The organism is Chitinophaga polysaccharea (genome assembly GCF_007829335.1).
Classification (GTDB): domain Bacteria; phylum Bacteroidota; class Bacteroidia; order Chitinophagales; family Chitinophagaceae; genus Chitinophaga; species Chitinophaga polysaccharea_B.
In genome coordinates, this window is the sequence record NZ_VIWO01000001.1 from 1,817,233 (window position 1) to 1,843,325 (window position 26,093).

At 46.8% G+C, this 26,093-nt stretch carries 26 protein-coding genes; 15 read left to right on the plus strand and 11 right to left on the minus strand.

The window, feature by feature from the left end; genetic code table 11:
- Nucleotides 1-114: 114 nt before the first annotated feature.
- The gene (locus tag FHW36_RS07580; protein ID WP_145664861.1) at nt 115-927 is read left to right on the plus strand and encodes an enoyl-ACP reductase FabI; all 813 of its coding nucleotides are present in this window, start codon (nt 115-117) and stop codon (nt 925-927) included.
- A 190-nt stretch (nt 928-1,117) separates the two neighbouring features.
- Here FHW36_RS07580 and FHW36_RS07585 read toward each other — a convergent pair whose 3' ends face one another.
- Complete coding sequence (locus FHW36_RS07585; RefSeq protein WP_012794455.1) at nt 1,118-1,339, minus strand: DUF2795 domain-containing protein; 222 nt, start codon at nt 1,337-1,339, stop codon at nt 1,118-1,120.
- Between the two features lie 139 nt (nt 1,340-1,478).
- Here FHW36_RS07585 and FHW36_RS07590 point away from each other — a divergent pair, with 139 nt between their 5' ends.
- The gene (locus FHW36_RS07590) at nt 1,479-2,099 is read left to right on the plus strand and encodes an ABC transporter ATP-binding protein (protein ID WP_246121098.1); all 621 of its coding nucleotides are present in this window, start codon (nt 1,479-1,481) and stop codon (nt 2,097-2,099) included.
- On the opposite strand, the gene FHW36_RS07595 is transcribed toward FHW36_RS07590, so the two are convergent.
- From FHW36_RS07595 to FHW36_RS07605, 3 genes are read right to left on the minus strand one after another with little or no spacing between them, the layout of a single operon-like run.
- Entirely contained in the window at nt 2,096-2,998 is a 903-nt protein-coding gene (locus tag FHW36_RS07595) for a histone deacetylase family protein (protein WP_246121099.1), read from the minus strand. The genes FHW36_RS07590 and FHW36_RS07595 overlap by 4 nt on opposite strands.
- 9 nt (nt 2,999-3,007) lie before the next feature.
- The gene (pdeM, locus tag FHW36_RS07600; protein ID WP_186452332.1) at nt 3,008-3,655 is read right to left on the minus strand and encodes a ligase-associated DNA damage response endonuclease PdeM; all 648 of its coding nucleotides are present in this window, start codon (nt 3,653-3,655) and stop codon (nt 3,008-3,010) included.
- A gap of 36 nt (nt 3,656-3,691) precedes the next feature.
- Entirely contained in the window at nt 3,692-6,145 is a 2,454-nt protein-coding gene (locus FHW36_RS07605; protein ID WP_145664892.1) for a ligase-associated DNA damage response DEXH box helicase, read from the minus strand.
- Between the two features lie 51 nt (nt 6,146-6,196).
- Here FHW36_RS07605 and FHW36_RS07610 point away from each other — a divergent pair, with 51 nt between their 5' ends.
- On the plus strand, nt 6,197-7,522 hold the full coding sequence (locus tag FHW36_RS07610) for an NCS2 family permease (RefSeq protein ID WP_145664895.1): 1,326 nt from the start codon (nt 6,197-6,199) through the stop codon (nt 7,520-7,522).
- On the opposite strand, the gene FHW36_RS07615 is transcribed toward FHW36_RS07610, so the two are convergent.
- From FHW36_RS07615 to FHW36_RS07630, 4 genes are all read right to left on the minus strand, one after another.
- Nucleotides 7,523-8,554 carry a S66 peptidase family protein gene (locus tag FHW36_RS07615; RefSeq protein ID WP_145664898.1) on the minus strand — a complete coding sequence of 344 codons (1,032 nt, stop codon included), beginning with the start codon at nt 8,552-8,554 and terminating at the stop codon, nt 7,523-7,525.
- Between the two features lie 31 nt (nt 8,555-8,585).
- The gene (locus tag FHW36_RS07620) at nt 8,586-8,981 is read right to left on the minus strand and encodes an ester cyclase (protein WP_145664901.1); all 396 of its coding nucleotides are present in this window, start codon (nt 8,979-8,981) and stop codon (nt 8,586-8,588) included.
- Nucleotides 8,982-9,042: 61 nt separating this feature from the next.
- Complete coding sequence (locus FHW36_RS07625) at nt 9,043-9,900, minus strand: AraC family transcriptional regulator (RefSeq protein WP_145664904.1); 858 nt, start codon at nt 9,898-9,900, stop codon at nt 9,043-9,045.
- Nucleotides 9,901-9,981: 81 nt separating this feature from the next.
- Entirely contained in the window at nt 9,982-10,554 is a 573-nt protein-coding gene (locus FHW36_RS07630) for a porin family protein (protein WP_145664906.1), read from the minus strand.
- A 191-nt stretch (nt 10,555-10,745) separates the two neighbouring features.
- Between FHW36_RS07630 and FHW36_RS07635 the strand changes: the two genes are divergently transcribed.
- A complete protein-coding gene (locus FHW36_RS07635; protein WP_145664908.1) occupies nt 10,746-11,330 on the plus strand; it encodes a hypothetical protein in 585 nt (194 codons plus the stop codon).
- Nucleotides 11,331-11,406: 76 nt separating this feature from the next.
- On the opposite strand, the gene FHW36_RS07640 is transcribed toward FHW36_RS07635, so the two are convergent.
- A complete protein-coding gene (locus FHW36_RS07640; protein ID WP_145664911.1) occupies nt 11,407-11,901 on the minus strand; it encodes an Lrp/AsnC family transcriptional regulator in 495 nt (164 codons plus the stop codon).
- 110 nt (nt 11,902-12,011) lie between these two features.
- Here FHW36_RS07640 and FHW36_RS07645 point away from each other — a divergent pair, with 110 nt between their 5' ends.
- A complete protein-coding gene (locus FHW36_RS07645) occupies nt 12,012-13,367 on the plus strand; it encodes an MFS transporter (RefSeq protein WP_145664914.1) in 1,356 nt (451 codons plus the stop codon).
- Nucleotides 13,368-13,434: 67 nt separating this feature from the next.
- Here FHW36_RS07645 and FHW36_RS07650 read toward each other — a convergent pair whose 3' ends face one another.
- The gene (locus FHW36_RS07650; protein WP_145664917.1) at nt 13,435-14,748 is read right to left on the minus strand and encodes an ABC transporter substrate-binding protein; all 1,314 of its coding nucleotides are present in this window, start codon (nt 14,746-14,748) and stop codon (nt 13,435-13,437) included.
- Between the two features lie 172 nt (nt 14,749-14,920).
- Nucleotides 14,921-16,459, minus strand: a complete 1,539-nt coding sequence (gene guaA / locus FHW36_RS07655) for a glutamine-hydrolyzing GMP synthase (RefSeq protein ID WP_145664919.1) — start codon at nt 16,457-16,459, stop codon at nt 14,921-14,923.
- A 92-nt stretch (nt 16,460-16,551) separates the two neighbouring features.
- Between guaA and FHW36_RS07660 the strand changes: the two genes are divergently transcribed.
- From FHW36_RS07660 to FHW36_RS07705, 10 genes are all read left to right on the plus strand, one after another.
- Nucleotides 16,552-17,289 (plus strand): head GIN domain-containing protein, encoded by a 738-nt coding sequence (locus tag FHW36_RS07660; RefSeq protein ID WP_145664921.1) that lies wholly within the window; start codon nt 16,552-16,554, stop codon nt 17,287-17,289.
- 322 nt (nt 17,290-17,611) lie between these two features.
- The gene (locus FHW36_RS07665) at nt 17,612-18,532 is read left to right on the plus strand and encodes a dialkylrecorsinol condensing enzyme (protein WP_145664924.1); all 921 of its coding nucleotides are present in this window, start codon (nt 17,612-17,614) and stop codon (nt 18,530-18,532) included.
- A 186-nt stretch (nt 18,533-18,718) separates the two neighbouring features.
- Nucleotides 18,719-19,855, plus strand: coding sequence for a beta-ketoacyl-ACP synthase III (locus tag FHW36_RS07670; protein ID WP_145664927.1), 1,137 nt, complete (start codon nt 18,719-18,721; stop codon nt 19,853-19,855).
- Between the two features lie 24 nt (nt 19,856-19,879).
- Entirely contained in the window at nt 19,880-20,278 is a 399-nt protein-coding gene (locus tag FHW36_RS07675; RefSeq protein ID WP_145664930.1) for a hypothetical protein, read from the plus strand.
- Between the two features lie 101 nt (nt 20,279-20,379).
- Entirely contained in the window at nt 20,380-21,384 is a 1,005-nt protein-coding gene (locus FHW36_RS07680) for a BtrH N-terminal domain-containing protein (protein WP_145664933.1), read from the plus strand.
- Nucleotides 21,385-21,396: 12 nt separating this feature from the next.
- The gene (locus FHW36_RS07685) at nt 21,397-22,143 is read left to right on the plus strand and encodes an ABC transporter ATP-binding protein (RefSeq protein ID WP_246121100.1); all 747 of its coding nucleotides are present in this window, start codon (nt 21,397-21,399) and stop codon (nt 22,141-22,143) included.
- 46 nt (nt 22,144-22,189) lie between these two features.
- A complete protein-coding gene (locus FHW36_RS07690) occupies nt 22,190-23,482 on the plus strand; it encodes an ABC transporter permease (protein ID WP_145664936.1) in 1,293 nt (430 codons plus the stop codon).
- A gap of 91 nt (nt 23,483-23,573) precedes the next feature.
- Nucleotides 23,574-23,831 carry a phosphopantetheine-binding protein gene (locus FHW36_RS07695; protein WP_145664939.1) on the plus strand — a complete coding sequence of 86 codons (258 nt, stop codon included), beginning with the start codon at nt 23,574-23,576 and terminating at the stop codon, nt 23,829-23,831.
- 13 nt (nt 23,832-23,844) lie between these two features.
- A complete protein-coding gene (locus FHW36_RS07700; protein WP_145664942.1) occupies nt 23,845-25,059 on the plus strand; it encodes a beta-ketoacyl-[acyl-carrier-protein] synthase family protein in 1,215 nt (404 codons plus the stop codon).
- A complete protein-coding gene (locus tag FHW36_RS07705) occupies nt 25,049-26,092 on the plus strand; it encodes a beta-ketoacyl synthase chain length factor (RefSeq protein ID WP_145664945.1) in 1,044 nt (347 codons plus the stop codon). Before FHW36_RS07700 ends, FHW36_RS07705 begins: the two co-directional genes overlap by 11 nt.
- Nucleotide 26,093: the final 1 nt, after the last annotated feature.

Consider the following 26,093-nt stretch of genomic DNA (forward strand, 5'->3'; position numbering starts at 1 on the left):
ACTGGTAATGCGGCTTTAGCAGGTAAGTCCCCGGCTAAAACCGTTTCACCGGGAGTTAACAGCTTTTTTTTTCAACTATAACGACTATTTTTGCCGAAATTAATTTTTGACCAAATGGCTCATAACTTATTAAAAGGGAAAAAAGGTATCATCTTCGGCGCACTGGATGAAAAGTCTATTGCATGGAGAACTGCCCTGCGTTGCGTGGAAGAAGGCGCTGAAATTGTGCTTACCAATGCCCCTATTGCCCTGCGTATGGGAGAGATCAACAAACTGGCCGAAACCTGCAAAGCACCTGTTATTCCGGCTGATGTTACCAACATGGATGATCTGACCAACCTGTTCAACAAATCTATGGAGCACTTTGGTGGTAAAGTGGACTTTATCCTCCACTCTGTAGCCATGGGTATGAATATCCGTAAAGGCAGAAGCTATACCGACCTGGATTACGACTTTAATCACAAAACATTTGATATCTCTGCGATGTCATTGCACCGCGTACTGCAAACAGCTTACAAACTGGATGCATTGAACGAATGGGCTTCTGTAATTGCATTGTCTTATATCGCTGCACAGCGGGTATTCCCTGACTATGGCGAAATGGCGGATGCTAAAGCATTGCTGGAATCTATTGCCCGCAGCTTTGGCTACCACTATGGTACACATAAAAAAGTACGTGTCAACACTATTTCACAGTCTCCTGTAAAAACAACCGCAGGCGCGGGTGTGAAAGGCTTTGACGGCTTTGTCGCCTATGCGGAAAATATGAGCCCGCTGGGTAATGCTACCGCCGATGAATGCGCTAATTACGCAGTAGCCATGTTCTCCGACCTTACCCGGATGGTGACCATGCAGAACCTGTTCCACGACGGTGGTTTCTCTTTCACAGGTGTTTCCAAGCCGGTGATCGATCAAATGGAAAAATAAGCGTAAGGCTGAAAGCATAAAGCAAAAAAGCTATTGTGGAGAATGATCTTAGCGACTACTTAAAATCGCTTTGGTTATTCTCCACAATAGCTTTTTTGCTTTCTGCTCATAAAAAAGCCGCACCCTGTCCGGGAGCGGCTTAAAAATTATGTGTCATAGTGTGAACGGGAGTCGCAATCAGCAACGCTGGTTAATATTCATCTTCATTAAAGAAGAAGTCGTCTTGCGACGGATAATCAGACCAGATGTCTTCAATCCCCTCGTAAATTTCTCCCTCATCCTCCAGCTCCTGGAGGTTCTCGATTACTTCGATCGGTGCACCGGAACGAATGGCGTAGTCGATAAGTTCGTCTTTAGTAGCTGGCCATGGAGCGTCCTCCAGGTATGAAGCTAATTCTAAGGTCCAGTACATCGTATTAAAATTTTTACTTTTTAATTTTTCGCAAAAGTATTATTTAATTTGAAATAAACAACTTTTACTATTTTATCGGTTAATTACTTTTCTTTGGGTTATGCTAACCGCTCGCAATGTTACCAAAAATTATTCCAATTTGCCCATATTAAAGGGGGTAGATATTACTGTCAGTAAAGGAGAGATCGTTACCATAGTAGGGTCTTCCGGAGCAGGTAAAAGTACCCTTTTGCATATATTGGGAACCCTCGATACACCCACTGGTGGGGAGGTGTGGCTGAATAATGTCAATCTGACCGGTTTGAAGGGAAACGCCCTGGCTGATTTCAGGAACCGTCATATTGGCTTTATTTTCCAGTTCCATCACCTGCTGCCCGAGTTTACCGCCCTGGAGAATGTATGTATCCCTGCTTATATTGCCGGTACCCGTAAACAGGATGTCAGGAAAAGAGCGGAGTTTCTCCTGGAAACCCTGGGACTGAAAGACCGGCTCGATCACAAGCCCAACGCCCTTTCAGGAGGCGAACAGCAAAGAGTAGCAGTGGCCCGGGCTTTGATTAATAACCCCGATGTGGTGATGGCCGATGAACCTACTGGTAATCTCGACTCCCGCAATGCCCGCGAACTGCATAACCTGTTCCTGGAGCTCCGGGATAAGCTGCAGCAAACCTTCATTATCGTTACCCATAACGAAGAACTGGCGCCATTGAGCGACCGGCAGCTGGTGATGAAAGACGGCAAAATTATCTCCGGCGATTAATACCCGTAAGTGCTGATACCTGCCTTAAAGGTATTGCAGTGTGCATTCACAATGTCTTTGATATGCGTGGAATAACCGCCGCCCATAGCTACGGCGCAGGGAATGTTGTGCTTTTTCAGCGCATGGAATACCATCTCGTCCCGCTCGCGGCAACCCTGCGGCGTTACTTTCAGTTTCCCAAACTTATCAGTATCCAATATATCTACGCCCGATAGGTAAAAAACAATATCGGGTTTTACCCGGTTAATGAGCCGGGGTAATGCCGATTCCAGCAGTTGCAGGTAAGTAGCCGTGTCCGTGCCATCGGCCAACGGGATGTCCCAGTCGGACGTTTCTTTATGAAAAGGATAGTTATGGGCCCCATGCATGCTAAACGTATATACTTGCGGGGTATCCGTAAAGATGGCTGCAGTGCCGTTGCCCTGGTGTACGTCGAGGTCCAGTATCAGCGCTTGTTTGATGTGCTGCCGGTGCAACAGGTAGTTGGCAGCTATGGCAAAATCGTTCAATAAACAGAACCCTTCTCCATGGTCGGCAAACGCGTGATGGGTGCCACCGGCTACATTGAAACCAATGCCATGCTCCAGGGCATGGAGCGCGATATCGATTGTACCCTGGGCGATAACGATTTCCCGGTAAGTAAGGGCCGGGGATTGTGGAAAACCTATTTTCCGTTGCTCTTTGGGCGTCAGGGTCTGGCCTTCCAGCTGCTGCCAGTAGTCGGCTGTGTGGGTGAGCAGGATCACCTCTTCGGTAGCCGGCTGCGGCTCAAATAGTTGTTCATGAGTAATAATGCCCTCCCGGAGCAGTTGTGCAGGTATGAGCTCGTATTTGAGCATCGGAAAGCGATGGTCGGCTGGTAAGGGATGTATATAGCTATCGTGACAGGCGATTTTCATAAGAATGGTTCATTGTGCCCGGATAATCGATTTTCCGGCGATTACGAACACCGGATCATCGGCGGCAGGGTCAAGTGTCGCAGAGCCGGTAAAGTGTCCAAAAGCGGGTAAAATGCCACAGTGCGGGCCAAAATAGAAGCAGGGTAAACGCAGGCGTTGTTTGCCGGCGCCCTGCATCACAAAAGCGGGATGGAAATGCCCGGAAAAAGTATATTGAAAACCGTTGTGATCCTCGCAAGGCTCATGAATGAAATGAATGCCTGAAATGGTCAGCGTAGTATTTACCTGGATCTGCAGCTGTTCATAAACTTCATCCGGCATAATATCATGATTTCCTTTTACCAGGTTGATGAAGATGTTGGCAAACTGTTGCCGCCATACGCGGAAATATTGTACGTCGTTGTTTTCGGTACTATGAAACATATCCCCCACGATGATGATGCGTTGTGGCAGGTAACGGGTAATCAGCTGTTGCAGGCGGAAAAGATCTTCCTGTTCTATCCCGGCAGGTACCGCAATACCAGCTTTCCGAAAATGCGCTGCCTTGCCCAGATGCATATCTGACACAATCAGTGTTTTCTCTTCTTCCCAAAAAATAGCCCGTTGGGGCAGTAAATGCCAATGCTGTTGTTGAAAATGAAAAATTTCCCCGACCACTGAATCCGTTTTTATGAACTGCAAATTATTGATTTCTTAATCGTTTGTGGTGATCAATTTTTTGATACGGTCTTCCAGCTTTTCGCTAGTCATCGTATCCCGCAGGCTGTCTACCTTAATAGGAAAGCAGAAGGGCGTGAGTCGCTGTGGGGTAGTGATCACAATTTTACTCACGGCAATGCGCTCGAGTGTTTCCCGCAGGCGGGCTTCTTCCATCTGGTAAAAAAAAGCTTCATTGAAGGCCTGCTTCAGCAGGAGGTTTTGCGGATCATAATCTTTAAACACATTGAACAGCAAAGAGGCCGATGATTGCAGGTGCCGGTTAGCTTTATGTTTCCCGGGATATCCCTGGAAGATAAGCCCGGCTATCACGGCGATATCCCTGAACTTGCGCCGTGCCATTTCTGTAGCATTAACGCTGGTTTGCAGCTCTATCAGCAGGTTATCGGTGGTAAATAATTGTTTGGCATTTTCCTGGGTAAGGGGAATCGGTTGATCCGACAACAATTCAAACCCATAGTCATTCATCGCAATGGAAAAGGTAATAGGTTGAATGAGACTGAGGCGATAAGCCAGCAATGCCGCCATTACTTCATGTACCAGTCGCCCTTCAAAAGGATATACGAAGAGATGGTAACCATCTTTGGTGTTTATTTTTTCGATCAGCAGTTCATTGTCTTTCGGAATATGTGATAATGATTCCTGCAACTGGAACAATGGCTGCAGCGCTATCAGTTCCGGATCGCGGGATTTCCCCGACAGGGCTTCATTGAATTTCTGGCGGAGCATGCGTCCCAGGTTGGATGACAGGGGAATGCGCCCGCCCTGGTAGCTGGGTACGATGGATCTTTTGGAATTTGATTTACGTACCAGCACAGTCATATCTTTGATGAGCGTGAATTCCAGGTTGCGGCCGGCGAGCGTAAATGAGTCGCCGGGTTGCAGGCGGGAGATGAAGCTTTCTTCAATGACGCCGATATAGCCGCCTGTCATAAACTTCACCTTGAGCATCGCATCGCTGACAATTGTGCCGATATGTAAACGATGGCGCATGGCCATCATGCGACTGCGGCAGATAAAGAAGTCGCCTTCACGCTCTACTTTGCGGAACTCATCATAACTACCCAGGGCTTCGCCGCCGGTAGTGAGGAAGGAGAGTAGCCACAGCCATTCATCTTCCGTAATATGCTGATAGCAGAAAGTCTGTCTTACTTCCTCCCATATTTCCGCTGCGTGAAAGCCATCGGAAACGGCGAGTGTCATCAGGTATTGCAACAATACATCGTAGGCGAGGAGCACCGGCATGCGGCTTTCTATCAGCTCTTCTTCCATGGCTGCTTTCAGCGCTGCGGCCTCTACGAGCTCCAGGGCATGGGTGGGCAGGAAGAAGATTTTACTCACGGCGCCCGGCTGGTGTCCGCTACGGCCGGCTCTTTGAAGGAAGCGGGCTACTCCTTTGGGACTCCCCACCTGGATAACGCTGTCTACGGGGCGGAAATCCACGCCTAAGTCCAGGCTGGCGGTACATACCACCGCTTTCAGGATACCATTGTGCAGTGCTTCTTCCACCCAGATACGCAGCTCCATATCGATAGAACCATGATGCAATGCCAGCGCGCCTGCCAGCATGGGATCTTCTTTTAGCAGCGCCTGATACCAGATTTCCGATTGAGAGCGGGTGTTGGTAAATATGAGGGTAGTTTGACTATCATGGATCACTGGCAGCGCCTGTGGCAGCATCTTGATACCCAGGTGCCCCGCCCAGGGATAGTTTTCTATTTCATGGGGGATCACGCTTTTCAGCGCAATATTTTTTTTCAGTTTGGCGCGGATAATCAATCCATCGTTGTGATAGGGGCCCAGCAATACTTCCAGCGCTTCGTCGAGGTTGCCGATAGTGGCCGATATACCCCATACTTTCAGCTGTTCTTTCCGCAAGCCTTTCAGGCGACTGAGCCCCAGTTCCACCATCACGCCGCGTTTGCTGCCAATGAGCTCGTGCCATTCATCCACCACTACGGTATGCAGGTGTTTAAACAAGTTGGGATATTCCTTTTGAGCGAGCAACAGGTGCAGGCTTTCAGGGGTGATGAGGAGTATTTCCGGCATCTGTTTTTTCTGTGCAGCGCGGGCGGCCAGGGAGGTATCTCCGCTGCGGATACCTACCTGCCAGGGAATATTTAGTTCCTTGAGTACGGCTTCCATCGCCCGGGCAATATCTTTGGCCAGTGCCCGCAGTGGAGTTATCCACAGCAGCTGTAAGCCATTTTTAGTTTTGCGGGTATACTCTTTCGGATGGGCATCTATCCAGGCAATCAGTACACCGAGGAACAGGGAAAAGGTTTTACCAAAGCCGGTGGGCGCGTTTACGATGCCCGACTTACCCTGCAGGTAAGCCTTCCAGGCATCTTCCTGAAATTTAAAGGGTTTAAATTCATTTCCCTCCAGCCATTGATGGATCACTTTCCAGCCTCCCGTATGTTGTTGCATGACAATGAAATTAGGATAAAATGGTAAATGGCGAAACGCTATTTTTGCAGCATGCTCGCAAAATTTTTCCGGCTTTCCGAAAGTAATACAACGGTTAAGAAAGAAGTACTGGCAGGGTTAACTACCTTTTCCACGATGGCGTATATACTGGCGGTAAATCCCAGTATCCTTTCCCAGACAGGAATGGATTTCCAGGCGTTGATCACAGCTACTGCCCTGGCGGCTGCGATTGGCACCCTCGTGATGGCCTTGTATGCCAGGCTGCCTATTGGCGTGGCGCCCGGTATGGGTCTCAATGCTTTCTTTGCCTATACGATTGTATCGGCTATGGGCTATAGCTGGCAGTTTGCGCTGACAGCTGTTTTCCTGGAAGGACTTATTTTTATTGTATTATCCATGTTCCGGATACGGGAGGCTATTATCAACAGCATCCCGGGCAACCTGAAACATGCTATATCAGTGGGTATCGGGTTATTGATTGCGTTGATAGGCATGGCCAATGCCGGTATTATTGAAACGGGCATGCATCATGTAGGAGATGGTAAGCTGGGCGGTGTGATCCTGAAAATGGGGAATATCACCAGCGTAGGACCGCTCATTGCGTTGATAGGGCTGATCATCAGCGCTGTACTGATGTATAAGGGAGTGAATGCCGCCCTGTTGATAGGCATCCTGGCGGCGACTGTAATAGGTATACCCCTGGGAATTACCCATCTCCCCGAAAACGGGCACCTGGTGAGCTTACCGCCATCCCTGAGCCCCATAGCATTTAAGCTGCAATTTGATAAAATATTTTCGCTGGATATGGTGATGATCCTGTTTACCTTGTTGATGGTAAATTTGTTTGACACCGTAGGTACCCTAATAGGACTTTGCAATAAGGCCGGCTTGCTGGATGAACAGGGGCGTTTGCCCCGCGCCAAGCAGGCACTGATGGCCGACGCCATCGGCACTACAGCAGCCGGGTTACTGGGTACCAGTGTAGTAACAGCTTACGTAGAAAGTGCCAGCGGTATTGCTGCCGGTGGCAAAACGGGATTAACCTCGTTTACCGTAGCCATCATGTTTTTGTTATCCCTGTTTTTTGCCCCGGTGTTTGCCATGATTCCACAAGCCGCTACTGCGCCGGCTTTGATCATAGTAGGTATGCTGATGATGGGCGCCGTCACCAAAATAGATTTTAACGATGTAACGGAAGCTATTCCTGCTTTCCTCGCCATTGTAATGATGCCTTATAGCTATAGTATTGCAGAAGGGATTGTATTTGGCATGTTGTCTTATGTACTGCTGAAGGTATTAACCGGGCAATATAAAAGTATCAGCCCGGTAATGTACGTACTGGCGGTGCTGTTTATCATTACTTTTCTCGTAAAATAATTATTCTGCCAAGGTGGTTCCGTTGTCGGTAACGTTGAGCGTATGCATCATGCCGCATTTGAGTGCATAGTTATTCTTCTGGTGCCCTACGGGAAAATTGAAACAAACCGGGAAGCTGGTATTTTTTACCTTTTCGAAAACCATATCATAAACAGTTCTTCCGAATTCTTCACCCGGATCATCTGGTTTAATCCGGTTAAATCCACCAATGACAAGGCCTGCGAGGTTATCCAGTTTATGCGACCGTTGCAGGGTGCCCAGCATGCGATCCAGGCTATACAGGTATTCTCCTACTTCTTCGAGAAACAATATTTTTCCGTTGGTATCTATTTCAGAATTGGTGCCACACATGCTCTGGATGATCGACAGGTTGCCACCAATAATTACGCCCCTGGCTTTCCCTTTCCTGTTTTGGGCATCGGGAGGCGCGCTGTACTGCATTTTTTTACCGGTTAATGCCTGGTAGATAGACATGATGGTATCCTGCACAATAGGTTCTGCCTTGCTGAATTCATCGGGGAAGCTGTTGCACATTTTGGAATGCAGGGAGGCAATCCCGAAGTGCCGGTTAATATGACAATGTAATACCGTAGCATCACTGAAGCCGATAATCCATTTGGGCTTGCGCCGAAAACGGGAAAAGTTGAGCTGGTCGATAATACGTGCGGTGCCATATCCGCCACGGCCGCACATAATGGCCTTGATGTTGTCGTCGTCCAGCATAGCCTGAAGGTCTGCCAGCCGCTCTGCATCAGTGCCACCAAAACTGAAATCACGTGCTCCTACGGCTTTGCCTATACGAATATTAAATCCCCAGCTTTCCATAATACGGATGGCGGGTTGTATCTCTTCTCTTTGGATATAGCCTGCCGGACAGGTAATGCTGATAATGTCGCCAGGTTTCAGATAAGGAGGCGCGAGTGGCTTTTCAACATCTGAACTGGCTGGCAAATCAATTCCGGCAAGCGTTTTCAACGACGATAAGGCCACACCGGAGGTAATAAGGGAGGATAAAAAATGCTTACGGTTCATACGTTTAATGTAAGCATAATTTGGCAAACAATCAGGTGGTGATCAATTCCCGTATCGACCAGTGGGCAATATATTGTTCGTTTTTCAACTGGATAATATCAATGATACGCAGGGTAGCCTTACGACCAGTAGGAGCTTGTCCCATGAACGCTGCCTGCAGGGTACCGGTAAATGCTTTGTGGGTAACGACTTTATCATCTTCTGCAATCATATCAAAAATTTCCAGCTGGATATCGGGAAGCGCAGGATGCAGGAGCTGGGTAATAAAATTGCGGGTACCTATGCGATCGTTATAGCCTGATACGCCGGTGTGATTAATGAATCCGGGCGCCACTATTTCTTCGAAGGCATCGAGGTTCCCTTTAATAATAAATTCTTCATTGAAGCGTCTTACTACGGCTTTGTTTTTTTCCTGTGTCGTTTGCATGTTATCTTTTTATAACTGCAAAGCTACGGTGGAAGTCATACCCAAGGGTAACGCAAAAAGCTCAGATCATTGCTTTTTTGGCTCTGGTATGATTAGGGGTGGCACCGTAGGTTTGTTTGAAGATCCGGATAAAGTGAGAGGTGCTTTCAAATCCGCATGACAGGGCTATTTCCGCCACTTGCAATGGAGTGGTTTGCAACAAGGTGTGGGCGTAGGAAAGCCGTTGTTCATTGATCCATTTGCGGGGAGATGTATGAAATTGTTGCTGAAAATCCCGTTTAAAGGAAGCGAGGCTGCGGCCGGAAAGCCTGGCCATTTCTTCCAGTGTGAGGGGTTGAAACAAATGTTGCCGTACCATAAAGGCCAGGTCCTGGGGTTGGGCATACACGATTTGTTGCAGGAAAGCGAGTATGGTAGATTGTTGAGGAGTTGCTAACAATAGCAGGAACAGCTCATATAATTTTACCGGTAAAAGAGCTGATAAGGTAGCTGGTTCCTGGTGGAAATAGTGGGTGTATTGTTCCCGGAATGCTTCCATCAACGGATTAATCGGTATTACCAAATGATCTGTTGTAGCTGCTTTCTGAGAGGTGATATAGTTGAATTTGTGAAGGAACCGGCGTAGCAGTTCGTCAGAAAAGTATAGTAACAGGCTTTTGAATTGCAATCCTTCCTCCACAAAGTCGGACATCACGTAAAAGCCCCGTTTCATCAGCAGCAGGGAGCCGGCTTCTGCTTTTACGGTTTGCTGATCAAAGTGTAGCAGTTTATACCCGGAGAGTACAAAAATGATCACATTTTCTTTCAGGAAGATGGTGCGTTTATCGGCCATGCTGCGTTGTTTCAGCATAGCAAAATGGGTGTTGCCTGCTTTGAGTATTTGTTGTCCGTCCTGGTCTTTCGGGAATTTGAGTAACATGTTTCAAATGTAAGGATTCCCGGAATTTTATAGCGGCGGTACAGCCATTTTTGGCTATACCGCCGGGTAACAGTTAACAGGTTAAATGGATGCGGCCGGCTTACTTTTCCCAAAGGTGTAGTCGATACCAATTCTTAGATTTGATATATATTCGGTATTATTCATTTTTTTAACGCCGTGCATATACCTGGCGGAAACACCCAGACTGGATGAAAGTTTATAACCAATACCGGCAGATGCAGCGAAATTAAACCGGCGGTTGTTGTCTGATGGCGCATATAGTGCCAGGCTTGCTTCAGGACCTGCTTCTGCATATAGTTTTGGCGTAATATGATATTGTGCCATTACGGGCAAGCTGAGATAGAAGTCTCTGAGTATGACGCTCCAATGTTCAGGTTCTCTTCCGGGAATAACGTAGGTAACCCCCTGGCGATATTCAGTATAATAGCATAGTAGTTCTGGCTGTAATGTCCAATGGTTGTTTAGTTTGAAATTGACAAAACCTCCGGCATAAAAAGTATGGTATACCGGGTTTAGTTTGGAGTTAGGAGATGAGAAGCCAATTCCCCCTTTAACGCCTAAATGAGAGGTTTGCGCGCGGGTTATCAGCGCTGCTGCTATGAATGGAAGCAGTAACAATAGATTTTTTTTCATCGTGTTTAAGTTCTCAGGTGATAGTTGAGTGGTTTAATTAAAAGTTGCTACAGTAAGGCCTTACAATGGTAAAAATAGCCGTGTAAATGTTAAGAAAATCACTACTTCATTTTTTTGGCATCTCTTTAACTAGCAAAATTTCCATGTAAGGATGGCAGTGTTTTTGTCTATCACATTTAAATACTCCTGTTATGCGTTATCTTATATTGTTCTTATCTACCCTGTTGTTTACGCTGGAAAGCCATGCACAGCAAAGCGCCTGGCTGATTGTACCTGGTCAGCGTATCGGGCAAATAAAGCTGGAAGCACCTGCACAGCGTCTGGCGGTACTAGGTAAACCGGATGGAGGCGATGCTGCCATGATGAAAGCCTGGCGTATCTGGTATAGCCGGAAGAAAGATAACAGCATTGATTCAACGCATATGCTGGCGGTATTTACTGCCATGCGTACACAGGATACGCAGTATGTAAAACAGATCCGGGTTAATTCACCTAAATTTAAAACTGAAAAAGGGATCGGCGCCGGCAGTACGTTATCGGCTATCAAAAAAGCTTATCCGGGTATTAAACTGGTACGGCTATACGAAACAGCCAACAAGGCAAGGCGTATTGCCGTATATGAAGATACCCAACAGGGTATTGCTTTTGAAACGGCTAATTCCCGCAGCAGGAAGCCAGTTTGCTCTATGGTAGTAGTATTTGACCCCGGCGAATCGGCAGCGGGCTATCTCGATTTTCATGTTGGCTTCGACCTGATGAACCCGGTGGAGCCTTAGTTACCTGGTGCGTCAGAGTTAGTGCATGGCGGCGCAGTTTTTTTGAACATAGTAGCTGGAAGGTTAGCACATACAGCTAAAAAACTACCTGGTGGGTAGCTTTGATCACTGAAATCACAAATATACTTTGCGTATGACTCAGGTTGTCTAGCTCTCCCAATTTATTTACATAAAATTCACGGTATTCATCCATGTCCTTTACCTGTACTTTTATCATGAAGTCAAATTCACCGGAGATATTGAGACATTCCGTGACTTCTGTGAAATTCAGGATTTCCTGGATAAACTTCTTCCCACATTTTTTATTATGCTCTTTGAGTGTGATATAACATAACACCGTCAGGCTTTTATTTATTTTCCGGGGATCTACAATAGCAGCGTATTGCTTAATGACCCCGGCCTGCTCCATTTTGCGGATGCGTTCATATACTGGTGTGGTGCTCAGGTTGAGCTGCGCCGCAATATCGCGGATGGTCATCTTGGCATCTTTCTGTAACAGCTTCAGGATGCCCATATCTTTCTCGTCGAGGGAAAGTGGGGCGTCGGTAGTATTTTCTTTTTTGTTGACCATCTTATTTTCTATTTAAGACAAAGTTCTATTTTACTGACTAATAATAGGCATTTGTTCTAAATTTTTTGAAAAAAAATTATATATGAGATGATTTACTAGGTTTGCACCTAATGAAGCAACGTATTATTCTAACGGTGGCCTGTATGGCTATTTTTTTCGAAGCATTGGATGTATCTGTATTAAACATGGCTATTCCCCAGATGGAAGCGTTCTTCCATTTCGGGCCGGATGCTATCCAGTGGGTGCAAACAGTATATGTATTGTTCTATGCGGGATTGGTGCTGCTGGGTGGGCGCCTGGCCGATACCCGTGGCAGGAAGCGCATTTTTATTATCGGCGCATTCGTTTTTGTATTGGCGTCGCTGGCGGCGGGATTTTCCCCCGGTTTTGCCTGGCTGTTGGTATGCCGGGCCTTGCAGGGGGCTGGCGTGGCATTGGCCATTCCAGCAGCCATGGCGATTATTACCAACACTTTTACAGAGGCCACTGCCAGAAACCGGGCGCTGGGAATTTTTGGCGCGATGGCGGGAATTGGATTTGCTACCGGCCTGGCTATAGGAGGACTCATCAGCAATTACCTGGGATGGCAATGGGTATTTTTCATCAACGTACCGGTAATTGGCCTGGCCATTCTCCTGGCGGTAATATATATTCCTGCCGATGAAAAGCCGGTGATAAAAACGCCGAACAACGCTGTCAGCGCTTTACTGATTACTATGCTGATGATGCTGGCCGCCTGGTTGATACACGACCTGGTAAACATCGGCCAGCACTATACGAAATACGGCATGTGGATGTTGCTCTTTATTGGCGGCGCTATATTTTTTGTACGCCGGGAACTTGCTCATGTATCTCCGTTGGTCGATTTCCGTTTATTCAGGTTGCGGGGAGTCATTACCGGTAATGCCGGCGCTGCGCTACTGGGCAGCATGTTCCTGAGCTATATATTTATGCTGACACTATACCTGCAGCACGATCTTCACTTCAGCCCGTCGCAGGCTGGATTGCTGCTTTTTCCTTTCAGCATTTTATCCGGTATCATTTCAAAATTTGTATTACCGCGATTGTTTATCCGGCTGGGAGTGGCCAAAACAGGCATTTTAGGCTATACGTGTATGCTGGGAGGGATCTTGTTTTTTGTTGCCAGTTATTTCACCGCCTATCCTTTATTACTCATCTTAGGAGCAGTAGCTTGTATCAATTCATTCGGAATGGCTATCACTTTCCCCTGTGTTACTATCCTGGCAGTGCAAAGTGTACCCGAGCGGCAGCAAGGGCTGGCATCGGGCATTAATGGTACAGCTAATGCGCTGGGTGGTGGTTTGGGTTTGTCGTTGGTAGGATTGGCCATGGAAATGGCTACGTTGAAAGGATGGAGTGCCTATGGTGCTGGTTTGAGTATCCTGGTGGTAATCGGCTTACTGGCCATCGGGCAGCTATTATGGTTTTACCGGAGAATGGGTTAATATAAAATCAAAGCGCCCCCACGCATAGCGTGGGGGCGCTTTGATTTTATAAGTACGCGTATTGCGCCTACTGCTTATTCATTTTAATATCCGAGCTATCTCCTTTCTGGATGATAAAGATATTTTTGTTTTCAAAGTAGGAGGGTGTTTGCTCGCCTTCTTTCAGGTAAACCGGCTGGAAATTATAGCTGGTAATTACCTTAGGTGCTGTTTCTACCATACCATTGAAATAAACGCCGTTATTGTGCAGCAGTCTTACAAAGTAATAGGTCAGGTCAAATCCTTTATAGGCCATGTCTGACGGACGGGCTTTGTAGGTTCTGCGGAAATAGTCGTTTATATATTTGCTGTAAGCATCTGTTTTATCGTTGAAATACGGCGAAGAGTAATAGATCTGCAGCCCTTTAAATTCCGGTTCTTTCAGTTTAAATACATCCCAGGTGGGCATACCAAATATCTGCAGGGGGTAGGTAGCCGCAGAAACGCTCAGTTTACGCAGCAGGCTTTTGGCGCCGGCTTCATCCAGGGCAGTTACCAATACTACGTTGGTACGGTCGGTGAGCAGGTACTTGGAAATTTCATCGGTAGAGGTAGCGTCGCTCCATACTACTTCTTTGATCCTTACTTTTTTAGCGCTCTGCATTTTTTCGTAGGATGCTTTGAAGTCAGCGGCGAGGCGGGCTTCAAAAGTGGTGTTCCTGCGAAGCAGCACAATGTTTTTATTGGCGAAGGCATCCTGTACATAATTCTGGAGGGCTTCACAGTGTGTTTTAAGTGTGCTGTTGGAGATATATAAAAATGGATTATCGGTAATACCGGCATCATTCGGGAAGGTACCGGACACTAGTGTGATTTCTTTTTCTTTGGCAAAATCGGCCAGCTCCTTCAGTTCGGGATTATTAACAGCGCCTATGATGAGGTCTGTTGCATCCAGTGCTTTACTCCGGATGAGGGAGGATACACTTTGCCTGGCTTTGCTGTCGTATACGTTTACTTTCAGGTTATATCCCTGCTGTTGCAGTGAATCCAGTGCCAGTTGGGCGCCTTCGTAAAACTCGAGTCCTGGTAATACATATCTTGGAAGCGTGCGACCAGGAATATCTGCGGAGTTGGCGAAAGCAGAATCCAGGTAGAGCGGTGCAAAGAAGGCAATGTTGTAAGTACCTTTTTTTACTTCCTTCGCAAACGCTGGTACGTTGAAGGGAGCTGCTTTGGCGGTTTCTTTTTTCTCTTCCGGTTTTTTGGCCGGGGCAGGTTTACTCAATGATGGCGGTGGCCCGTCTACCCGGGAAGTACTTTTCCTGGAAGAAGAACAGGAGCTGATCAATGCCAGGAGTACGAAGCCGGATAACAGGTTTTTTATGGAAACTAAATGGTTCATAATGGCCGCTAATTTACAAAAATCATTCCTAGTAGTTCTAAAAAGCTAAAAGCTTAAAGCAGAAAGCAAAAAGCTATTGAAGCGAATGACCAGTGTAATATTAATATTTGCACAAATCTCTGCTTCAATAGCTTTTTGCTTTCTGCTTTAAGCTTTCAGCTCTTAAAATAAATTATTCCCATTCTATGGTAGCCGGTGGCTTGGAGCTGATGTCGTATACCACGCGGTTAATACCTTTTACCTTGTTAATGATGTCGTTAGACATTTTAGCGAGGAATTCGTAAGGCAGATGTGCCCAGTCGGCGGTCATACCATCTACGGAGGTTACTGCACGTAATGCCACCGTAAATTCGTAGGTACGTTCATCTCCCATTACGCCTACACTTTGTACCGGCAGCAGGATGGTACCTGCCTGCCATACTTTGTCGTACAGGCCGGCTTCCCTCAGTCCCTCAATATATACCGCATCTGCTTCCTGCAGCATATGTACCTTTTCAGGCGTGATAGCGCCCAGGATACGGATGGCCAGACCAGGACCCGGGAAAGGATGACGGCTCAGGAATATTTCGCTGATACCGATTTCGCGGCCTACGCGGCGTACTTCATCTTTGAAGAGGAAGCGCAGGGGTTCTACCAGTTGCATGTTCATCTTTTCCGGTAATCCGCCTACGTTGTGGTGAGATTTGATCGTCACAGAAGGGCCATTCACGGAAACGGATTCAATGACATCCGGATAGATAGTACCCTGGCCCAGGAAGGAAATATCTGTCAGCTGGGTAGCTTCCTGCTGGAAGACTTCTATGAAGAGGCGACCAATGATTTTGCGTTTTTGCTCGGGGTCGGAAACTCCGTTGAGCTGACCATAAAACAGTGCTTTCGCATCTACTCCCTTTACATTCAATCCCATATGTTTATAGGATTCGAGTACGGTTTCAAACTCATCTTTTCTCAGGAGACCGTTGTCGACGAAGATGCAGAAGAGATTTTTGCCGATAGCTTTGTGGATCAGTTCTGCCGCTACGGTAGAATCTACGCCACCGCTGAGGGCCATTACCACTCTCTTTTCGCCCACCTGTGCTTTGATCTTTTCTACTGTTTCGTGTACAAAAGCAGCTGGTGTCCAGTCTTGTTGACAGTTACAGATATGTACCAGGAAGTTGCGCAAAATTTGTTTGCCCTCCAGGGAGTGGGTTACTTCCGGGTGGAATTGTAAACCGAATATGGGATTAGCCGCAGCAGTGGTGCTTTTGAAGGCAGCTACCGGGATATTTTCTGTAGTGGCGATGATATCGAAATTTTCCGGAATACGTTTGATGGTATCGGAGTGACTCATCCATACCTGGCTCTTGGGGGAGATATCATATAATAATTTCTCTTCCCTGTCCTGGTGTTCCATAAAAGCGCGGCCATACTCGCGGATGTTGCTTTTAGCTACTTCTCCGCCAAAATTTTTGGCCATCATCTGGGCGCCATAGCAGATGCCCAGTACAGGTACTTTTGCTGCAATGGCTGCAATGTCAATGTTGGGCGCTTTTTCATCATTTACGGAGAAAGGACTGCCTGATAATATAACACCTTTGATCGTTTCATCCCAGGCGATGGGCTGAAGGCAAGGCTTAATTTCGCAATAAACATTCAGTTCACGGATGCTGCGTGCAATCAGCTGTGTATACTGGGAACCGAAATCGAGGATAAGTATCTTTTCTGTCATGGTGGTGCAAAGATAAAGCCCTTCAGTCAATTTCAGATTTTGAAATTCGAAATTCAGAAATCTGGCGTATCTTTCTGGCATAATCTTGACCCATGATATCAACAAAATCTCTCCTATGTCAGGCCACTGTGGCCCTTTCTACTGCTTTACTGTTAAATTCCTGCGATGTAATCGGCCAGAACCGGGTTAAAGGTAACGGGCATGTTACTAAAGAAGAAAGACAATCGGCAGCTTTCCATCAGCTCAAGGTAGAAGGCAGCATGAATGTATTCTTGTCCCAGGGAGAGGCTAAGCCTGCCGTTATAGAGGCGGAGGATAATATTATACCGCTGATAGAATTTGCCCGGGAGGGTGACAAGTTGGTAGTACGTTTTAAAAGAGGTATTTCTGTCAGCACGCATAGAGACATCAATGTATATTTAACCACCCCGGAGGTAGACGAGGCCAGTTTGGCCGGAGCAGGCGATCTGAAATTAACGGATAGGTTTAACGCCAAGTCCAACGTAAAGTTCAGCCTCACCGGTTCCGGTAACCTCAGTGGTGAAATCAATGCGCCGGCTGTAAAAGCATCTATCGCCGGTTCGGGTAATATCCAGCTAAAAGGCGAAACCCGGGATATGGACCTGGTGATTGCTGGCAGCGGCAATTTTGAAGGAGATAAGCTCCTGGCGGAAAATGCCAGCGTTAAAATTGCAGGTAGCGGCGATGCAGATGTATATGCCAGTGTGAAACTGGATGCAAAGATCACTGGCTCCGGAAATGTGAACTACGGAGGTACGCCTTCTGTTAATTCTTCCGTTACCGGTTCCGGTACTGTACAGAAGAAATAAAATCAACATTTGCAAATTTTTAACACTTCGAATATCATAATTCGCACCTTTTCTCTGTTTATAGGAGAAGTTTTACAAACATAACAAGTCCTTGAGTCCAGGTACAGCATTCGCAATTTTATGCCGGCTGATGCTGTACCTGGCTGGGGCACAAGAAGTTACCTCAATAAAAAATACCCCATCCCATCAACGATTCCCATCAAATTATCATTAAATCACATGAATGATGACCGTTTTTTTGTATGTTTACGGTTTGATTTGTAGTTTTCGCCAATTAAGTTGTTGGAATTACGTTTTGAATTGTTGAACTCCTATTCCTTTTATGAACGAAAGACCAAGGATCCTGGTGGTATATTATACCCAGACAGGGCAATTGAAAAGGGTTATTGATCATGTGCTGGCTCCGTTGGAAGGTAAAGCCGATATTACATTTGAGCAGCTGGTGCCCGTAACGCCATTCCCTTTTCCATGGGGAAAGCAGCAATTTTATGATACTATGCCGGAAACGGTGCAGCTGACCCCGCGCGCCATACAACCGCTGAAAGTGGATGTGAATGCACATTTCGACCTGGTAATCCTGGCGTACCAGCCCTGGTTCCTTTCGCCTTCCCAGCCTACGGCCGCTTTTCTGCAAAGCGATGCAGGCAGGCAGTTATTGAAAGGGAAGAACGTAGTAACATTACTGGGCAGCAGGAATATGTGGCTCAATGCACAGGAAAAAGTAAAAGGGTATTTGCAGCAGGCCGGCGCTCAGCTGGTCGGTAATATTGTACTGGTAGATAAATCGCCTAATCTTATCTCTGTCATTACCATCCTCCGTTGGGCATTCAAGGGAAAGAAGGAGGCCACCCGCTTTTTACCACAGGCCGGTATACAGGAAAACGAAATCATTACCTCCAACCGTTTTGCCGCGCCGCTGGAAAAAGCATTATTGCAGCAGCAATGGAACGATTTACATCCACAGTTGCTGGCACTCGACGCCGTAGAACTGAAACCCAACCTCGTGGTACTGGAAGCCAAAGGAATCAGGGCTTTCCGTTTCTGGGCAAAATTCATCAGCGCCAAAGGCGGACCAGGAGCAGCTTCCCGCCAGGGCCGGGTAAGTATGTACAGAGGATTGCTGTTAGCCGGTATCTTTGTATTAACACCCATTAGCCTGATTACTTCTATTATAAAGCTCAATTTGAAGAAGAATCAACTACGCAGGGAAGTGGAGTACTATAAAGGTATTTCTTTGCGGTAACCTGCTTTATTAGGTAGCTTTACGCTGCGGCGTGATAATTGTAATTCCGATTAGAGTTCTATATTTACGTTCGGTGTATAACGCATTTTAAATAAAAATCATATTTATCTCTGAGCGCTGTCTGGCAAGGCAAGTCAGTGTTGATCAGGTTATTACATGTAGCCTTTAAAGACGAATAATATTCAAATGAAGGAAGTTTATATTACCAGGCTGTCGAAATTTTTACCTAACAAGCCTGTTGAAAATGATGAAATGGAGAGCATTCTCGGCATGGTAGACGGAAAACCTTCTCGTGCACGTTTAAAGATTTTGGGTAACAATAAAATCAAGACGCGTTACTACTCTTTAGACAAGGATGGTAAATCAACGCATTCCAATGCCGAAATGACGGCAACGGCAGTAGAACAATTGTTCGATGAGAAATTCCCCATCAACAAATTAGAGTTGCTGGCCTGTGGTACTACTTCTCCCGACCAGCTGCTTCCCAATCATGCTGCGATGGTACATGGTATTTTAAGATGTCAGCCGGTAGAGCTGATTGCCGCTACAGGCGCTTGTGCCGCCGGTATGCAGGCATTCAAATACGCCTGGATGTCTGTTCGTTGTGGTAATACTTCCAACGCGGTAAGTACTGGTTCAGAAAAATTTTCCGCCTGGATGCTGGCACAGAAATTCCAGCCGGAAGCAGAAAACCTGAAAAGCCTGGACGAAAATCCCATCATCGCTTTTGAAAAAGACTTCCTCCGCTGGATGCTGTCTGATGGCGCCAGTGCAGCACTGTTCCAGGATAAACCTAATGAAGAAGGATTGTCCTTGCGGGTTGATTGGGTAGAGATACTGTCTTACGCCAACGAGCTGGAAACCTGTATGTATGCAGGTGCTATCAAGCAACCGGATGGTAATACCACCGGCTGGATAGATATGACGCCGGAAGAATGGGCCCAGCATAGCGTTTTTTCTTTTAAACAGGATACCCGTTTACTGGGTAAGAATATAGTTCCTTCAGGAGCAAAAATGTGGAAAGAGCTGGTAGAACGTCACCAGATCAACTTGGATGAAATAGATTTCTTCCTGCCGCATTTATCCTCCGAGTTTTTCAGGTTAAAGATCGATGAGGAAATTACCCGCTTGGGTGTGCCTATTCCATTAGACAAATGGTTTACCAACCTGGCCAATGTAGGTAACGTAGGTACGGCATCACCTTACCTGATGCTGGAGGAACTGATGAATACCGGCCGCCTGAAGAAAGGACAGAAAGTAGTACTGATGGTGCCGGAGAGCGCACGTTTCTCTTATGCTTACGCGCACATTACCGTAGTATAAGGATCACTTCTAAAAACTGCTATCATGAAAAAAGAGGAAGTACCGCAAGACAGCGACAACCTGCATGAAGGTACGTTCAAACAGATTATGTATGCGGTGGATAATTCCGGCAATTATGTGCAGGTGCAAAGTGCAGGCTGGGAGCCGGAAAACATTGCACTGGACCAGGCCTGGGAAGAAGTAAATGAAAAAGTAAAGGCTGCCCGCGCCCGTGTGGCAGCGGGTGAAATCAGCCCGGTAGCTTACTACATGGAGAAAAACCTGATGGACCTCGCGCTATTAGCCAATTATGTGGGAAAATTCCAGTGGCAGGTAAAAAGGCATATGAAGCCCGGCGTCTTTAAAAAACTCTCGCCTAAAATGCTGCAACGGTATGCCGATGCCTTCAAAGTGAGTGTAACAGAGCTGGTACAGGTAAAATAAATATCACGCAGGGGCGCAAAGCAGCAAAACGCGCAAAGAACAGATTGTTTATATTTTCTTTGTGCGTTTTGCTGCTTTGTGTCTTTACGACCAACAATAATATGAGTAATTCTATTTTCCAACACAAACAGACGGCTCATTGTGAGAGTGGAGTAATATCAAACCTGCTGGGACACCAGGGTTTGCAGATCAGCGAACCAATGGCATTTGGTATTGGCGCCGGTATATTTTTCGGACACCTGCCCTTCGTAAAGGTCAATGGTGTGCCTGGTACTACCTATCGTATCTGGCCGGGCGCTATTTTCCAGCGTGTATGTAAACGCCTGGGCGTGAAAATGGAGTCTGAAAAGTTTTCCACACCGGAGAAAGGGATGCTGGCGCTCGACAAAGCAGTGGCCGCAGGTATCCCGGTGGGGTTGCAGTCGAGCGTGTACTATCTGCCTTATTTCCCGCCTTCCTATCGTTTTCATTTTAACGCGCATAACCTGGTGGTATATGGTAAGCAGGAAAATCAATACCTGGTGAGCGACCCGGTGATGGACACAGTAACGACCATAGATCCGGAAAGCCTTTCACAGGCGCGCTTTGCCAAAGGATTTCCCGCTCCCAAAGGAAAGATGTATTATCCCGTGCATGTACCAGCGAAAGTATCCCTGGAAAAGCCAATCCAGGAAGGTATTGCGCAGGCCTGCCACTTTATGCTAAAGGTGCCGTTGCCTATGTTTGGCGTAAAAGGAATACGCTTCCTGGCTAAAAGAGTAGCCAACTATGCCACCAATCCGGGCGACCGTAAAGCCACATTGTACCTGGGAAATATTATCCGTATGCAGGAAGAAATAGGCACCGGTGGTGCAGGTTTCCGCTTCCTGTATGCCGCTTTTTTACAGGAAGCATCAGTAGTATTGAAAAATGACCAGCTGAGCAAGCTGGCCGGAGAGCTTACGCAAACCGGTGATTTGTGGCGTAATTTTGCATTTGCAGCAGGACGGGTATGTAAAAGCCGGTCTGCCAGTGATGTATCTTATAAAGAATTAAGTGAGATGTTGATGACTTGTGCTGCCTCCGAGGAGGCTTTCTTCCGGAAGCTGGCACAAGTGAAGTTTTAAATACGAATAAGCATGTCCGGCATAACTGTCAACGAACTATATAAAACCTACAAAGGAAGCGCAGAGCCTACCCTGAAAGGGTTGACGTTTCAATTTGAAAAGGGAAAAATTGCCGGTTTATTAGGACCCAATGGCGCAGGAAAAACCACCACTATTTCTATCTTATGTGGTATTGTGAAGAGTGATACGGGAGAGGTGTTCATTCATGGTTTAAAACAGGATGCTGCGCACCGGGAAGCCATTAAGCGACTCATCGGGATAGTGCCCCAGCAAATTGCACTGTATCCACAATTATCTGCTGTGGAAAACCTCACCTACTTTGGTAACCTCTATGGCTTCAAAGGCAAGGCATTACAGCAGAAAATTATGTATTACCTGGAGCTGTTTGGATTGGAAGCGAGTGCGCATAAAGAAATTCATAAATACTCCGGTGGCATGAAACGGCGGGCAAATATTATTGCCGCTATTTTGCACGATCCCCAATTGCTGGTACTGGATGAGCCCACTGCAGGAGTGGACGTGCAGTCCCGCAGCATGATATTGCAGTTTCTGCGCGACTACAACCGGCAGGGAGCCAGTATACTTTACACCTCCCACCTGCTGGAAGAAGCCCAGTCTTTATGTGAAGAAGTGGTTATTATGGATGCCGGCAAAATGATTGTACATGGCCATCCGCTTACGCTGATCCGGGAACACGCCACATGTAATAACCTGGAAGATGTGTTCCTGCATTTCACAGGACATGCGGTGAGAGACTAGCTTTGGGCATTTACATTAAACGAATACAAAAAGCGCTGTAACAGCTATGTTAAGATTACTGGCAACAATAAGGAAAGAATGGCAGCTGTTGTTGCGTGATAAAACAGGATTGATATTGCTGTTTGTAATGCCCGTAGTATTAATTACGGTGATGGCGCTGATACAGGATGCGCCGTTCAAAGATTACCAGGATATCAAATTTGACATATTAACGGTAGATAATGACCATGGCCGTTTGGGCCGGTATATCAGGGAAGGATTGGAATCCGGTGGCCAATTCAATATTATCGATTCACTGGAAGGTAAGCCGGTCACGGCAGAGCGGGCCCGGCAGCTGGTCAACGAAGGCAAATACAAGATCAGCATTATTGTGCCGGAAGGAGCTACAGCGGCTATTGTAAGTAACGCCAACCATATTGTAAACGATATTACAAAGCGGATGGGTATGTCGGCCTCTTTACCAGTAAAACGGCAGGCCGATTCGCTGAATGTGATCATTTATTTTGATCCGGCTGCGAAGAAAGCTTTCAAAGGGGCTATTCACCAGGCATTGGATAATTTCCTGACGCAGGTGGAAACCGATATGTTGCTGGGCCGTATCAAACAGCAACTGAAAAGTAAAGATTCGGTGGCCAATACCACAGATACGCTGCCTATTCGTTTGCAGGCCGTTGGATTACAGGAGCACAGTACGGGTACCGGCAAACAGCTGGATGTCATTTCCAACTCGGTACAGCACAATGTACCGGCCTGGAGTATTTTCGCGATGTTTTTTATTGTTATTCCCATTGCAGGGAATATGATCCGGGAACGGGAAGATGGCAGCCTGCTGCGAATGAAGCTGATTCCAGGATCCTACCTGGCGATATTGGCTGGAAAAATGTTTTTTTTCGTAGGCATCTGTGTATTACAATTTTACCTGATGATGCTGGTGGGTATTTATGTGATGCCTTTACTGGATCTGCCCACCCTGCAAATGGGTCAGCGTCACGGGGCTACCTTACTGGTGGCGGCGGGCATCGGGCTGGCAGCTACGGCTTATGGCATCCTGGTGGGCACGATATTTAAAACGCCTAACCAGGCGCTTAATTTCGGGGCTATCTCCATTGTCATTTTATCGGCCATTGGTGGTATATGGATTCCACTCGAAGTAATGCCGGCAAAAATGCAGCTACTGGGGCATTTATCTCCCCTGAGCTGGGGACTGGATGCGATTAACGATATTTACCTGCGTAATGGAGATATTAATTATGTGTGGAAGAATGTAGTAAGATTGGTACTCACAGGACTGGCTATGCTGGCCGTAGCCGGGTGGCTGGAAAAACGAAGATTGAACTGATAAATGTTTTCAAAACAATAGTAAAACTGTATTTTTACCCCCCACAAGGGCGTTCGCCTGTGTGAACAGCAGGTGATAAACCTACAACATTATGGAAGAATTAAAAAAGAAACTGAAAGAACAAATCATTGAGGCGCTGAACCTGCAGGATACCAAACCAGAAGACATTGATGACAATGCACCCCTGTTTGGCGAAGGTTTAGGACTCGATAGTATTGATTCCCTTGAATTGATGGTATTACTGGAAAGACAATACCATATAAAGGTAGAAGATCCCCGTGAAGGTCGTAAGATCTTACAGTCTGTTCAGTCAATGGCAGAGTTTATTACATCCAAACAACCCGCATAGGTAAATTGGCGGCATGGCGGAAAGAGTTTTCATAACAGGGGTAGGGATGATCACCGCCATTGGTGATGATGTGGCCGGAAATCTGCACAGTTTGCGGTCTCAGCACAGTGGCCTGGGCTATACCGAATATATCGATACCATTTACCGGCAGGTGTTGCCGGTGGCGGAGGTAAAACATCCCAGCGAGTCGCTGTTTGCGTTGGCTGGGGTACCGGTGAAAGACGGTTATACCCGTACTACCTTGCTGGGATTGATTGCCATGCAGGAAGCTTTGCAAAATGCAGGGATAGAGGGCGTGCAATCTGCCCCTACCGGGTTTATCAATGCCAGCACGGTTGGTGGAATGTGTGATACCGAAAAAGTTTATTTCGATATCATAGACCCCGGAAAAAACGGCACTTTTTTACAATACATTGATACGCTGGACTGCGCCGACTGTACACAACGTATAGCCGATATTGTTGGGTTCAGCGAACATATTGCCACCATCAGCACCGCCTGTTCCTCTTCCGCCAACGCATTGATGTTTGGCGCGCGTATGATCAGGCAGGGCATGTTACCCCGTATGGTATGCGGGGGCACAGAAGCGCTGACCCGCTTTACACTGAATGGTTTCAACTCACTGAAAAATGTGGATAAGCAATTTTGCCGTCCCTTTGATCAGCAACGTACCGGGTTGAACCTGGGAGAAGGCGCGGCCTACCTGGTACTGGAAAGTGAATCTTTTGCCAAAGCCAACAATAGTCGTATCCTCGCAGAATTGAGCGGATATTGTAATACCAATGAAGCTTTCCACCCTACGTCTCCATCGCCGGATGGGGATGGCGCTTATGAAGCCATGAAAACCGCGTTGGCCATGAGTGGCCGTTCCCTGGAACAGGTGGAATATATCAACGTGCATGGTACCGCCACGCTCAATAACGATGTATCGGAAGGAAAAGCACTGGAACGGTTATTTGGCGACAAAGTACCCCTGTTTAGTTCCACCAAACCCTTTACAGGACATACTTTGGCGGCAGCGGGTGCTATAGAAGCCATATATTCCATACTCGCTATACAACATGGGTTAATATTCCCAAATCTCAATTTTTCGGAAAAAATGGAAGAATTGAGCATTACGCCAGTAACACAACTACTGGAGGGATATCCTGTCAACAATGTTATTTCAAACTCATTCGGCTTTGGGGGCAATAATGCTTCCCTGGTGATCAGTAAATATGAAGGGTAAGTGTTATATACAAGGAACGGCAGCCATTTCTCCTCAGCCAACTTTTGAGGGAGACATTTTTCAGGCGCCACTGGTGCATACAGATAGTAACCTGCTTGCCTGTATAGAACCTGATTACAAACCGTTTATTCCTGGCAACAGCCTGCGTCGTATGACACGTACGCTGAAAATGGGACTCACCGCTGCCCTGAAATGTATACAGGATAGCGGAATCTCTACGCCTGGTCCGATTATTACGGGTACAGGGAAAGGCAGTTTACAGGATACCGAAAAGTTCATTAAAGAAATTGTTGAGTATAAAGAAACTGCTTTAAATCCTACCCCATTTATTCAATCTACCTATAATTCCGTGAATGGCCTGATTGCCCTCCAGCAAAAATGCACGGCCTATAACAATACGTTTGTACACCGCGGTTTCTCCTTCGAAAATGCTTTGCTCGACAGTATCATGATGATACAGGAGGGGGCGTCCCATACGCTGACCGGCGCTTTCGAAGAAATTACCAAAGAACATTTTTATATCAAGAGCCGGATTGGTTGCTGGAAGTCAGCGCCTGTCAACAGCCAGGAGGTATACCAGCATTTGTCTCCCGGTACCATAGCAGGCGAGGGCGCTGCTTTCTTTACGCTTACCGGTGCTGCTACTCCAGAGAGTTATGCGGCTATTTCCGGGTTCAGGATGTTGTATAAACCCAGTGAGGAAAAGCTGGCAACCGCCCTGCGGAATTTTAGCGAAGGTGCAGATTTGATTATTTGTGGCCGTAATGGCGACAGTAACCATGAACATTACTATGATGTACTGGATGCCTGTTTTCCGGGTGTACCCCAATTACCCTTCAAGCATTTATGCGGCGAATATGACACAGCAGGTGCATTTGGTCTCTGGTTGGGGGCTCAGATACTGAAAGCGCAGCAACTGCCTGCTTCCTGGTTTCCCATGCAGGACCAATTGACTGCGCCGGTTCATTCCATTTTATTTTACAATCACTTTTTTGGAGAGCAGCATGTTATGTTGCAGCTGGAACGGGTATAGT